This window comes from Kribbella sp. NBC_00382 (assembly GCF_036067295.1).
GTDB lineage: Bacteria > Actinomycetota > Actinomycetes > Propionibacteriales > Kribbellaceae > Kribbella.
The window spans coordinates 1,574,981-1,587,507 of the sequence record NZ_CP107954.1 but is presented as its reverse complement, the minus strand read 5'-3'; the positions used below and the strand labels follow the sequence as shown (position 1 = coordinate 1,587,507).

12 protein-coding genes are annotated in these 12,527 nt (G+C 66.8%); 9 read left to right on the top strand and 3 right to left on the bottom strand.

Annotated features, from left to right (window positions below; genetic code table 11):
* Both OHA70_RS07920 and OHA70_RS07915 read left to right on the top strand, forming a co-directional pair.
* Entirely contained in the window at positions 1-480 is a 480-nt protein-coding gene (locus OHA70_RS07920) for a MarR family winged helix-turn-helix transcriptional regulator (RefSeq protein ID WP_328330134.1), read from the top strand.
* Positions 473-958, top strand: a complete 486-nt coding sequence (locus OHA70_RS07915; RefSeq protein ID WP_328330132.1) for a methyltransferase family protein — start codon at positions 473-475, stop codon at positions 956-958. The genes OHA70_RS07920 and OHA70_RS07915 overlap by 8 nt, the downstream gene beginning before the upstream one ends.
* Here the strand turns inward: OHA70_RS07915 and OHA70_RS07910 are convergent.
* Positions 918-1,622, bottom strand: a complete 705-nt coding sequence (locus OHA70_RS07910; RefSeq protein WP_328330130.1) for a transporter substrate-binding domain-containing protein — start codon at positions 1,620-1,622, stop codon at positions 918-920. The genes OHA70_RS07915 and OHA70_RS07910 overlap by 41 nt on opposite strands.
* Positions 1,623-1,641: 19 nt before the next feature.
* Complete coding sequence (locus OHA70_RS07905) at positions 1,642-3,276, bottom strand: GMC oxidoreductase (protein WP_328330128.1); 1,635 nt, start codon at positions 3,274-3,276, stop codon at positions 1,642-1,644.
* 135 nt (positions 3,277-3,411) lie between these two features.
* On the opposite strand from OHA70_RS07905, the gene OHA70_RS07900 reads away from it, so the two are divergent.
* Genes OHA70_RS07900 through OHA70_RS07890 form a run of 3 tightly spaced genes read left to right on the top strand, consistent with a single transcriptional unit; the run spans position 3,412 to position 5,964 of the window.
* Positions 3,412-4,071: a TetR family transcriptional regulator gene (locus tag OHA70_RS07900; protein WP_328335057.1), complete on the top strand. Its 660-nt coding sequence runs from the start codon at positions 3,412-3,414 to the stop codon at positions 4,069-4,071.
* Entirely contained in the window at positions 4,068-5,654 is a 1,587-nt protein-coding gene (locus OHA70_RS07895) for an MDR family MFS transporter (RefSeq protein WP_328330126.1), read from the top strand. The genes OHA70_RS07900 and OHA70_RS07895 overlap by 4 nt, the downstream gene beginning before the upstream one ends.
* A gap of 10 nt (positions 5,655-5,664) precedes the next feature.
* Positions 5,665-5,964 carry a thiamine-binding protein gene (locus tag OHA70_RS07890; protein WP_328330124.1) on the top strand — a complete coding sequence of 100 codons (300 nt, stop codon included), beginning with the start codon at positions 5,665-5,667 and terminating at the stop codon, positions 5,962-5,964.
* 15 nt (positions 5,965-5,979) lie between these two features.
* Here the strand turns inward: OHA70_RS07890 and OHA70_RS07885 are convergent, their stop codons facing one another.
* Positions 5,980-6,726, bottom strand: a complete 747-nt coding sequence (locus tag OHA70_RS07885) for an SDR family oxidoreductase (RefSeq protein WP_328330122.1) — start codon at positions 6,724-6,726, stop codon at positions 5,980-5,982.
* Positions 6,727-6,825: 99 nt separating this feature from the next.
* Between OHA70_RS07885 and OHA70_RS07880 the strand changes: the two genes are divergently transcribed.
* The 4 genes from OHA70_RS07880 (at position 6,826) to OHA70_RS07865 (ending at position 12,505) form a co-directional block, all read left to right on the top strand.
* Entirely contained in the window at positions 6,826-7,677 is an 852-nt protein-coding gene (locus OHA70_RS07880; protein ID WP_328330120.1) for a helix-turn-helix transcriptional regulator, read from the top strand.
* Between the two features lie 115 nt (positions 7,678-7,792).
* Positions 7,793-9,649, top strand: coding sequence for a glycoside hydrolase family 3 protein (locus OHA70_RS07875; protein ID WP_328330118.1), 1,857 nt, complete (start codon positions 7,793-7,795; stop codon positions 9,647-9,649).
* A gap of 24 nt (positions 9,650-9,673) precedes the next feature.
* Complete coding sequence (locus OHA70_RS07870; protein ID WP_328330116.1) at positions 9,674-10,960, top strand: ThuA domain-containing protein; 1,287 nt, start codon at positions 9,674-9,676, stop codon at positions 10,958-10,960.
* 465 nt (positions 10,961-11,425) lie between these two features.
* The gene (locus OHA70_RS07865; protein ID WP_328330114.1) at positions 11,426-12,505 is read left to right on the top strand and encodes a WD40/YVTN/BNR-like repeat-containing protein; all 1,080 of its coding nucleotides are present in this window, start codon (positions 11,426-11,428) and stop codon (positions 12,503-12,505) included.
* Positions 12,506-12,527 lie beyond the last annotated feature (22 nt).

Sequence of the window (12,527 nt, the reverse complement as noted above, 5' to 3'; positions counted from 1 at the left end):
ATGTCACCGCGGGACAAGACCGAAGACTTGCTGGGGATCGGCCCTGAGTCGGCGCTGGAGCCGTCCATCCGGGCGTTCCGGACCACGCTCACGCTGGCCCAACGACTGCGCTACGCGATGGACGAGCGGCTCCGCGAGGACGGCCTGACCACTCAGCAGGCTGCGCTGATCACCGTCGTCGTGGCAGCCGGCAACCCGTCGCTGGCCGAAGCGGCGGCCGCTCTCGGCAGTACTCACCAGAATGTGGCCCAGATCGTCGCCGCTTTGGTCCGCAAGGATCTCCTGCAGGTCGAGCCGGATCCGGCCGACAGGCGCCGCAAGTTGCTCTCAGCAACAAACCACAGCGCGTCCTTCTGGAAGGAACGAGACGCAGGCGACTACGCGGCCGTCGCCGACTGGTTCGCCGATCTCACCCCGGCTGAGCTCGAAACCTTCTGCAACCTCTCCGACCGCGTCATCGCCCGGCTCGCCAATGATTAAGGCAGCCCTCGGCAGCACGCTCTTCTTCTTCGCGGCGCCCTGCGTGGTCGCCGGCGTGATCCCGTGGTGGATCAGCGGCTGGGCCGACCCGAGGTTCTGGCCGGCAGCCCTGTTGATCATCGCCGGCCTGCTCGTCGTGGTGCGCGCCTTCATCCGCTTCGTCCGTGAAGGCCGCGGCACCCCGGCGCCGATCGCACCGACCGAGCGCCTGGTGATCGGCGGCGACTTCCGCTTCGTCCGCAACCCCATGTACGTCGGCGTGCTGGCGATCATCCTGGCCCAGGCACTGCTCTTCCTTGACCCGTGGCTGCTCGCCTACGCGGCCCTAGCTTGGACGACGATGGCGTCCTTCGTGCGCTGGTACGAAGAACCCGTACTCCGCCAGCGCTACGCCTCGCAATACGACGAGTACTGCAAAGCTGTCCCAGCGTGGATCCCTAGGGCGCGACCGTGGCGTCCGACTGACCGGCCCGCTTGAGCGACTCGGCCACGAACCCGCTCGCCTTCAACTCCTCGACCAACTCGCTGAGAAACTGAACGGTCTCCGGCTGCCGGTCCTTCGTCGTCCCGACCGCCTGCTGGATCTGCATGAACCGCTCGTCGATCAGCCGGACATCGTCATTCGCCGCGACGAAGGCCGTGATCGGCTGACGAATGCCCGCGGCCGCTTCCAACGACTCCGCCCGGAAGGCATCCGTACCTTCGGTGCCGCGGACCACCGTCGCGTGCTGCAGGGTGCGAGTCAGGTACAGGTCGTACGCGGACCCCTGCTTCACACCGATCCGCACTCCCGGGCTGTCCACCGACGCCACAGTCGTGAGCGGCGAGTCCTGCGGCACGGCGTAGACGCCTTCGATCACGACGTACGGGGCCGTGAAGGCGACCTCTGCCTCCCGCGCCGGGTCGATCGCGAGGAAGCAGAGGTCAGCCGCACCGGACGTCATCGCCTCGAACGACTTGCGTGCCGCGTCGAAGCAGAGGAACTCCACCTCCACGCCGAGCCGCGCCGCGATCTCCCGGGCGAGGTCGACCGTGATTCCAGTCGGCTCCGATGGGGTGCCCTGGGCAAGCACTGGATTGCCCAGGTTGATCGAGGCGCGCAGTACACCAGTAGGGGCCAGGTCCGTGGCGACAGAAGTCATGAGGCAATACTGCCCTGCGTCAGGTCCGAAGGTCGGTGGCGATCACTCGGGCGATGTTGCGTTCGGCAAGGGCTGTGATGGTGACGAACGGGTTCACGCCGATCGAGCCCGGGATGAGTGATCCGTCCGTCACGTAGAGATTGCGGTAGCCGCGCACCCGGCCGTAGTCGTCGGTCGCCTTGCCCAGCACGCAACCACCGAGCGGGTGGTAGCAGAAGTCCGCCGCGAACTCCCGGTTCCCACCGAACAGATCCCGCCGGTACGTCGTACCGATCGCGCGATTGATCCGATCGAACAGCGCCCGGGCGGTCGCAATGGACGGGTTGCTCTGCGTCGCGCCCCAAAGCAGCTCGGCTCGATCCGTGGAAGAGTTGTAGCTGAACCGGCCGCGCTCGGGGCTGGCCGTGATCGCCAGGTAGAGGCTCGCCCACGTCTCGATGCCGACTGGCAAGGGCGCGATCTCCGCGAAGGCGGGGTGGATCGGGTCGTCCCAGTTGTCGATGGCAAGCGTCGGGATCGTCGACTGGAGGAAGCCGGTCGGATCCCACAGGTGGTTGGCGCGTGACGTCATCACGTTGCCGTTGCTGCCCCAGCCGGTGCCGATCGTCGCGGAAAGGTTGGGCAGGGCATCGGTTTCGCGGGCCCTGAGCAACAGTTCGGTGGTACCGACGCTGCCGGCCCCGAGGAAGAGGTGCTTGCAGCCCAGCTCGCTGCGGCGGGCAACCTTGCCTGAGGCATCGATCCGCTCGAGCGTCAGGACGTAGCCGGTCTTGTCCTGGCGGATCGCGGTGACCCGGGTGAGGGTCTGGATCGTCACCTTGCCGGTGCCGACCGCATCCGCGAGGTAGGTCTTGTCGAGGCTCTGCTTGCCGTGGTTGTTGCCGTAGATGACCTCACCGGCGAGCGCCGACCGGGGCACCTGCATACGCTCTTCCCGTTGCAGATAGCGGAAATCGTAGACGTTCGGGATGACGGTCGTCTTGAAGCCGGCCTGGTGCGCGTGCCGGCGCGACACCCGGGCGTACCGGTAGACCGGGGTCTGCTCGAGATAGCGCGGGTCGATCGTGTTCACACCGAGCATCTTGTTGGCGAGCGGGAAGTACCGCTTGTACATCTGCTCCGCGTCGACGTGCGGCAGCATCTTCTCGAAGTACGAACGCTTCGGGGTCGGCGCCATGCCACCGTTGACGAGTGATCCGCCGCCGACGCCGCGGCCGACGTAGACGCCCATATTGGGGAAGTCGATCCGGTCGAGCACGCCGGCGTACGGCGTACCGATGTCGCGGTTGACCACGTCGAGCCAGAGGAACGTGTCGAGCGGCGCCTTGGTGCGGCGGTTGAACCACATCGAGCGGGAGTCGGGGTTGAGGGTCGAGCAAAAGACTTTGCCGTCCAAGCCCTGCTTGTTCCAGAGTTGGCCCATCTCGAGCATCGTCGTGGTGATCCCCGCCTCGCCCAGACGGAGGGCGGTGACGGCTGAGCCGTAGCCGGTGCCGATCACGACAGCGGGGACGAAATCGCGCTTGGGCGACGAGGTGGTCGCGCGGGCAGTACTGATCTGGGTGAGGCCGAGGGCGGCCGCGGAGGTGAACGCGGTCAGGCCGGCGAACCGGCGGCGGGACATAACGGACGGGTCAGTCTCCAAAAGGCGCATCGACGCACCGTAGCGGGTCGAACGCTTGGAGTAGCAGTGCTGGTGACCAGCGTCACGTGCCCGATTGTGCAGTTCTGCAAAATTGCAGCAATAACAATTTGCAGTGACTGCAAATTTGAGTACCGTGGATCCGTGATGGAGATCGAGGAGACTGCCGCGCCTGGCCGGCGGGAGCGCAAGAAGCGGGAGACCCGGGCGGCGCTGACCGCCGCGGCGCTCCGGCTGGCGCTGGAGAAGGGGCCGGACAACGTCACGGTCGAGGAGATCAGCGAGGCGGCCGACGTCTCGGTGCGGACCTTCTTCAACTACTTCTCGCACAAGGAACACGCCATCCTCGGCCGCGACCCGGACGACCTCGAGCTGGCGCTGCGCCGGATCCGCGAGGCGCCGGCCGGTGAGTCGCCGTTCGCCACGATGCGGGCGATCGTGGCCCGGGTGCTCGACGACCTGGAGTCGATCGAGGACCAGGAGACCGCGCTGGCGCAGCGGATCCGGCTGATCACCGAGTCGCCCAACCTGCTGGCCCAGTTCGTGGTGCTCGGCAGCGAGGACGAGCGCGACCTCGCGGCGGCGCTGGGCGACCAGATGGGCGAGCCGCTCGGTTCGCCGCTCCCGGCCTTGATCGTCAGTGCGACCTCGATGGCCGTCCGGGTGGCGGTCGAGCAGCGCAAGGCCGGCTCGGACCGCTCGATCAGAGCCCTCGTCGACGAGGGCTTCAGCCTGCTGGCGACCGGCCTCGATCCGCACTACGACCCGACCCGAGATTCCCGTACCGATCAGAAAGGTCAAGCATGACAACGACCTCTTCGCCCTCGCCGGACCCGGCCGGGGCGGATGTCATCGACGCCCCGGCCGCCCAGCTCACCCCGCGCCAGACGATCCAGGCCATCTCGGGCCTGATGATGGGCATGTTCGTCGCGATCCTGGCCGGTACGGTCGTCTCGACCGCGCTGCCGCGGATCATCCACGACCTCGGCGCGAGCCAGTCGTCGTACACCTGGGTGGTCACCCTCGAGCTGCTCACGATGACGGCCACCGTGCCGTTGTGGGGCAAGCTCGCCGACCTCTACAACAACAAGCTGCTGGTCCAGTTGTCGCTGAGCTTCTTCGTGGTCGGCTCGCTGGTGGCCGGCTTCGCCCCGAACATCGAAGTGCTGCTGGGCAGCCGGGTCCTGCAGGGTCTCGGCGCCGGCGGTCTGACCGCGTTGGTGCAGATCGTGATGGCGGCGATCATCCCGCCGCGCGAGCTCGGCCGGTACTCCGGAATCTTCGGCGCCATCTTCGCTTCGGCGACTGTCGGTGGACCGCTCCTCGGTGGCTTTCTGGTCGACTCGCCCTTGGGGTGGCGGGCCTGCTTCCTGGTCGGCGTGCCGTTCGTACTGGCCGCGATCGTGTTGCTGCAGCGCACGCTGAAGCTGCCGACCGTGCGGCGTGAGGTGAAGATCGACTGGTGGGGTGCGTTCCTGATCACCGCCGGGGTGAGCACGCTGCTCGTGTGGTCGTCGTTCGCGGGCAACAAGTTCGAGTGGGCCTCCGGCTGGAGTTTCCTGCTGGTGGGCGTGGCCGTGGTGGCCTTGGTGGCGGCCGTTCTGGTCGAGCGCCGGCACCCGGAGCCGATCATCCCGATGGACCTGTTCCGCAACCGCACGGTGACGTTGTCGATCATCGCCAGCGCGCTGGTCGGTCTGGCGATGTTCGGCGGATCGGTGTTCCTGGCGCAGTACTTCCAGATCGCGCAGGGCTACTCGCCGACCAAGGCCGGGCTGATGAGCCTGCCGCTGATCCTCGGCATGATGGTCGCCTCCACGATCGCGGGTGGCCTGATCACGAAGTACGGGAAGTGGAAGATCTACCTGGTGATCGGCAGCGTGCTGCTGCCGATCGGGCTGGCGCTGTTCGGCACGATCGACGCGCACACCTCGAAGTACATGCTGTGGGCGTTCATGGTGGTGCTCGGGGTCGGCATCGGACTGGTGATGCAGAACCTGGTACTCGCCGCGCAGAACGACGTACCGGCGCGTGAGCTCGGTGCGGCCACGTCGGCGGTCAGCTTCTTCCGCAGCATGGGCGGCACGATCGGCGTCAGCGTCCTGGGCGCGATCCTCGCCAACAAGGTCACCGAAACCCTGAACCCAGGCGGCTCCTCCTCCGGCGGCGGCACCGTCCCCAACATCGCCGACCTCCCCGAGCAGGCGCGCACAGTAGTCGAGAACGCCTACGGCGACGCAACCGCCGACCTGTTCATGATGTCGGTCCCGTTCGCGGTACTCGCGTTGATCGCTGTCCTGTTCATCAAGGAGAAGGTGCTGCTGACCACGTCGGGCGCCGAGCGCCGGGCCGAGGAGGAAGCAGCCGGCAGATTGCAGGACGACATCTAGGCTGGGCTGCATGATCGTTGCATTCAGCATCAGCCCGGCCGGTGGGGACGAGACCGGGGGCGTGAGCGAGGCGGTCGCTGAGGCGGTCCGCGTCGTTCGCGCCTCCGGGCTGCCGAACGAGACCAACGCGATGTTCACCAACATCGAGGGGGAGTGGGACGAGGTGATGGCGGTGGTGAAGCAGGCTGTGGAGGCTGTTGCTGCTGTGTCGCCTCGGGTCAGTTTGGTGTTGAAGGCTGATATTCGGCCTGGGTTCACAGGGCAGCTCACCGCCAAGGTCGAACGGATCGAGCAAGCGCTGGCCGACTAGTGCTGCGCCGCGAGGTCAGTGGCTGTTGAGGGCCGCGATCGCTTCGGGCAGCCGGTTCTCGCGTTCCGCGTCGCGGAGGAAGCCGACCCGTTGGACGGTGATCTCCTCGGCGTCGGGCTGCGCGGCGAGCAGGTCCATCGTCTCGGTCAGGTACTCGTCCAGCGGCATCGCGTGCTCGCTGGTCTCCTGACCTGGCATCAGCGTGGTCTGTACCGCCGGCGGGATCAGCTCGATCACCTGTACGCCGGTGCCGGCCAGCTGCAGTCGCAAGCTCTGGCTGTAGCTGTGGATGGCGGCCTTGGTCGCGTTGTACGCCGGCGTCAGCGCGAGCGGGGTGAACGCCAGCCCCGACGACACCGTGAGGATCGTCGCGTCGGGCTTCGTCACCAGGAACGGTGTGAAGGTCGCGATGGTACGGATCGTGCCGAGCAGGTTGGTGGTGATGATCGCCTCGGCCGTCTCCACGTGCGCGGGGTCGAGCAGGTTCTCGGCCCGCATGATGCCGGACATCGTGAGCAGGGCGTTCAGGTCGGGGTAGCGCGTGGTGACCTCGTCGTACGCCGACTGGATCGAGGCCGGGTCGTCGACGTCGAGGACGACCGTGTCGATGCCGGGGTGCTGGGTCGCGATCTGGTCGAGCAGCTCCTTGCGGCGGCCGCCGATGATCACGTGGTTGCCGAGGGCGTGCCAGCGCAGCGCCAGGCCCAGCCCGAGTCCCGAAGTACCGCCGGTGATGAAGATCGTGTTCCCTGTGGTTTTCATGGCTCCAGCCTTCAGGTTCGAAGGCCGGGCAACCAGGCCCGGTTCAGCCACTGCTCGACAAGCAGTGGCTAACGCGCCCAGCTGCTGAACAATGGAGTCATGGACTACGGGGAACTGTCGGACTTCCTGCGCAAGCGCCGCGAGGCGTTGCAGCCAGAGGACATCGGCCTGCCACGCGGCCGCCGACGCCGTACTCCGGGCCTGCGGCGCGAAGAGGTCGCTGCGCTCGCCGTGATGTCCACGGACTACTACAGCCGGCTCGAAGGCGGCCGCGGCCCCCAACCGTCGACCGAGATGCTGGCCGCGATAGCGCGCGCACTCCGGTTGACCTTGGACGAGCGCGACCACCTCTACGTGCTCGCGGGCCATGGCGTGCCACCACGAACCAGCGGCGGCAACCACGTGAACCCCGGCCTGCTGCGGATCATGGACCGCCTCGGCGACACTCCTGCCCAGGTGATGAACCGGCTCGGCGAGACGTTGCTGCAGACGCCGCTCGACATCGCCTTCGAGGGCGACCTGACGAACTTCGAGGGACTCGATCGAAGCGCTGCCCATCGATGGTTCCTGAGCGAGGGCAGCCGGGACCTGTACGCCGAGGAGGAGACGCGCGCCAACCACAGCCGCGTCATGGTGTCGGGGCTGAGGTCCGTCTATGCCACCGACGGAGACAAGTCGCAGGCCGGCAGCATCGTGCGGGCTCTGCTGGAGGGCAGCGAGGAGTTCCGCCGGCTCTGGGACGTGCACGAGGTCGGGATCAGGCATGTGGGGGTCAAGCGGTTCCTGCATCCGAGCGTCGGCGAGCTGGAGCTGCACTGTCAGCTTCTCGACGACCTGGAGCAGCAGCAAACGTTGCTGGTTTTCACCGCGCAGCCGGGCAGTGTGAGCGCCGAGCGGCTCGAACTGCTCTCCGTTCTCGGCAGCCAGCGGCTGCTCGGCGCGGAAAACTGAAGATCTTTTCGGAAAAGGCTTGCCGAAGTCTTTACCAGGGTTCGGCCGTGGGTTAATTTAAGCCCTGAATTTCTGAACCCTACGTAACACCATGCTCGCTGAGGGGATCCGCCCAATGCCCGCTCGGAAGCTGTTGCCTGCCCTCGTCGGCCTCCTCACTGGAGCGCTCGTCCTGGCTGTTCCCGCGCCTGCGCCGGCCTCGCCGGTTGCGGACGCCGTACCCACCTACAAGGACGCCACCCAGCCGGTGAAGGTCCGGGTGCAGGACCTGATGGCGCGGATGACGCTGGACGACAAGCTCGGCCAGATGATCCAGGCCGAGCGGCTGGGCATCACCAATCCGGCGGACGTGGCGACGTACCGGCTCGGGTCGTTGCTGTCCGGCGGGAGCTCCCAGCCGACGCCGAACACGCCGGAGACCTGGGCCGACATGTACGACGGGTTCCAGCGGACCGCGTTGTCGTCGCCGCTCGGGATCCCGTTGATCTACGGGGTCGACGCGGTGCACGGGCACAACGGGGTCAAGGGCGCGACGATCTTCCCGCACAACATCGGCCTCGGCGCCACCCGCGACGGAGTGCTCGCCGAGAAGATCGGCCGGGCGACGGCCGAGGAGGTCTCCGGTACCGGCATCGACTGGAACTTCGCGCCGTGCCTGTGTGTGGCGCGCAACGACCGGTGGGGGCGGACGTACGAGTCGTTCGGTGAGCTGCCGATGCTCGCCCGGACGATGGCCCCGATCATCAACGGTATGCAGGGCAAGTCCCTGTCCGATCCGGGCTCGGTGCTCGCGACCGCCAAGCACTACGTCGGCGACGGCGGTACCGACGGTGGCAAGGATCAGGGCGAGACGAACATCAGCGAGGCCGAGCTGCGCGCGATCCACCTGCCGCCGTTCAAGGAGGCCGTCCGTCGTGGCGTCGGCTCGGTGATGATCTCCTACAGCAGCGTCAACTCGGTCAAGATGCACGCGAACAGCTACCTGATCAACGACGTGCTGAAGGGCGAGCTGGGCTTCGACGGCATCGTCGTCTCGGACTACAACGGGATCGACAAGATCGACGGCCAGGCCGGGTTCACGCCGGCCGAGGTGACCGCGTCGATCAACGCGGGCATGGACATGGTGATGGTGCCGTTCGCGTGGAAGCAGTTCATCGACACGCTGCGCGCCGAAGTACTGGCCGGCCGGATTCCGCAGGCCCGGATCGACGACGCGAACCGGCGGATCCTGACCAAGAAGTTCGAGCTCGGGCTGTTCGAGCACCCGCTGACCGATCGCAGCTTCCTGGACACCATCGGCAGCAAGGAGCACCGCGACCTGGCCCGCCAGGCGGTCCGCGAATCGCAGGTACTGCTGAAGAACACCGGCCGGGTGCTCCCGCTCGCCAAGGCCGGCCAGAAGATCTTCGTGGCCGGCAAGAACGCCGACGACATCGGCAACCAGGCCGGCGGCTGGACCGTCGGCTGGCAAGGCGCGAGCGGCCCGGTCACGCCCGGAACCACCATCCTGGAAGGGATCCGGCACTCGGCGGCACCGTCGACGACCGTTGCTTACAGCAAGGATGCGACGGGCGTCGACGACTCGTACGACGTCGCGGTCGCGGTGATCGGCGAGACCCCGTACGCCGAGGACAAGGGTGACCGGCCGGCTGCCATGGGACTCGACCAGGCGGATCTGGACGTGTTGGCCCGCTTGAAGGCAACCGGCGTACCGGTGGTCGTCGTACTGATCTCCGGGCGGCCGCTCGACATCGCAGCGCAGCTGCCCGACTGGGCCGGGCTGATCGCCGCCTGGCTGCCGGGTACGGAAGGCCAGGGCGTCGCTGACGTCCTGTTCGGCGACTACAACCCGACCGGGCAGCTGCCGGTGACGTGGATGAAGAGCGCCGCGCAACAACCCATCAACGTCGGCGACGGGCAGACGCCGCTGTTTCCGTTCGGATACGGACTTCGTTATCGCCCATTGAAGTAGTAATTCACGGAAGGACCCGCCCCCATGCACATGGTCCGCAAGAGCACTATCGCCCGACTACTGGCCCTCCTGGTGGTCGCCTGTCTGAGCCTGACCTCAGCCAGCGCGTTCGCCCGGGTGGCCGCACCCGACAAGACCGACGCGACCTTCAAGGTGCTCGCGTTCTACAGCGGCACCTTCGACGCCGCGCACATCGACTTCGAGAAGGAGGCGGCGGTCCGGTTCCCGCAGTTTGGTGCTCAGAACGGCTTCACCTACGAGCAGACGAACAACTGGGACCGGCTGAACTCCCTGACCACCGCGCAGGCCGCGGTGGTGATGTTCCTGGACGACTCGCCGCACAGCGACGCGCAGCGGACCGGGTTCCAGCGCTACATCGAGAACGGTGGTGGCTTCCTGGGCTTCCACGTCTCGAACTACAACGACTCCAGCGGTGGCTGGCCGTGGTTCAACAACACCCTGCTGGGCACCGGCCGATTCGTCAGCAACACGTGGCTGCCGACCGCCGTCACACTGAAGGCCGAGAACCGGTCGCACCCGGCGCTGGCGAACACCCCGGCGACGTTCCGCTCGTCGGTCAGTGAGTGGTACAGCTGGCAGAACGACCTGCGCAACAACCCGAACATCCAGGTACTGGCGTCGATCGACCCGTCCAGCTTCCCGGTCGGTACGACGCAGGTCTGGACGAGTGGCTACTACCCGATCGTGTGGACGAACAAGAACTACAAGGTGATCTACGCCAACTTCGGCCACAACGCGATGAACTACGACACCAACACCCGGACCTCGTCGACCTTCGACAGCCCGGCGCAGAACCAGTTCCTGATGGACTCCATCAAGTGGCTCGGTGGCGGCGGTACGACCGTCCCGCCGGTCGACCAGCCGGACGCCAACGCGTGGTACACCGCGGCCAACAAGGGCAACGGCAAGTGCATCGACGCCCGCGCGGCCGGTACCGCGAACGGCACCGTCATCCAGCAGTACACCTGCAACGGCACCCTGGCCCAGCAGTTCCAGTTCCAGCCGACCTCGGGCGGCTTCACCCGCGTCAACAACCACAGCGACGCCACCAAGGTGATCGACGTGACGGGTGTGTCGGCAGCCGATAACGCCGGCCTGCAATTGTGGACCTACAGCAACGGCACCAACCAGCAATGGCAGGCGGTCTCGGAAGGCAGCGGCTACTTCCACTTCGTCAGCCGCCTCAGCAGCAAGTGCCTGACCGTCCCCGGCGGATCCACCGCCGACAGCACCCAACTGGTCCAGCTGACCTGCAACGGCGGCGCCACCCAGTCCTTCAAACTGAGCTGACCGATTACGCGCTGCGTCCGAAGTACCGGAGCTTTCCGGTACTTCGGGCGCAATGCTTCCGTGTTGTGGAATCGGGGTTGCTGCTGGTGAGGACTGTGGATCGCGTCGCCCGGCCCTGACGGGCTGGGCCAACAGCAGGTTTCGGGCCGCTGGCGTCAAGCATCACGCCAGTGGCACAACCTCCAGGATCCGCTCCGACATGCGGGAGTAAGTGCTTGCCCCGGCGAGTTGTGGGTGCACCCGTCGCCACCCGTTGCCCTCGACAACCTTTGTCAAGGTGACTGATCGGCTCATACCTCTCCGCGGGATCAGCGGAGACCGCGAATCACAGTCACCTCAGCAACCCGCAACAAACACCACACTTACGTGACCAACCGTCGACCCCTGGCAACCGACAGCCACTGAAACACCGTTCGCAAGTCCGGACCTTCTGTTCTGTCGGGTCGGTGTATTACGTTTCCCGACATGAAGACCCTGCGCATTGCCGCGCTTGCGGCTGGAGTCCTGCTCGCGATGTCCCAGTTGGTGCCGGCTCAAGCGGTCGGGCACCACGGGCCCAAGTACAAGTGGGATTTGAAACCTACGGGGAGTGCCGCGCAATTTCGCGGGCTGGCCGCGGTGGACAAGAATGTGGCGTGGGTTGCGGGGAGTGCGGGGCAGGTACTGCGGACTGTCGACGGCGGCCGTAAGTGGCAGAACGTGAGCCCGCCCGGACAGACGCTGTTGTTCCGCGACGTCGAGGCGTTCGATGCGCAGCACGCCGTGATCCTGGCGATCGGGGTTGGTGAGGACTCGCGGATCTACCGGACCGCCGATGGTGGCAAGCACTGGTCGGAGGCGTTCCGCAACACCGAGCCGACTGCGTTCTACGACTGCCTCGACTTCAACAACTCCCGGCACGGACTCGCGTTGAGCGACCCGGTGGACGGCAAGTTCCGGATCGCGGCGACCGCCGACGGTGGCAAGTCGTGGAAGGTGCAGTCGACCAAGGGCATGCCGGCGGCGCTGCCGGGCGAGTTCGCCTTCGCGGCCAGCGGGACCTGTCTGGTGGCTGGTGCCGGCCGGACGGCGTGGTTCGCTACCGGTGGCGGTGCGGTGCCGCGGGTGTTCCGGACCGTCGACGGCGGGCGGAGCTGGAAGGTGACCGACTCGCCGATGGCCAGTGGCGAGGCGGCCGGCATCTTCAGCCTCTCCTTCCGTGGTCAGCTGCACGGGGTTGCAGTCGGTGGCGACTTCGGGACGACCGGCGACGCGGTGAAGGCTGCCTCGTACACGTCTGACGGCGGGCGGAGCTGGAAGCTGGTTCCGGCGGACAAGGCGCCGAAGAAGTACCGCAGCGGGTCGGCCTTCGTGCCGTGGTCGGCGGCGACCTTCGTCGCTGTCGGGCCGACGGGCAGTGACGTGAGCCTGGACGGTGGGCGGAGCTGGACGCAGTTCGACGACGGGTACTTCGACAGCGTGGAGTGCGCGGGACACGGCGCCAAGGCCGGCTGCTGGGGCTCCGGCAAGGACGGCCGGGTCGCACGACTGGCCGTTGGCCGCTAGATAGTTCAGCGTGGCGACACCC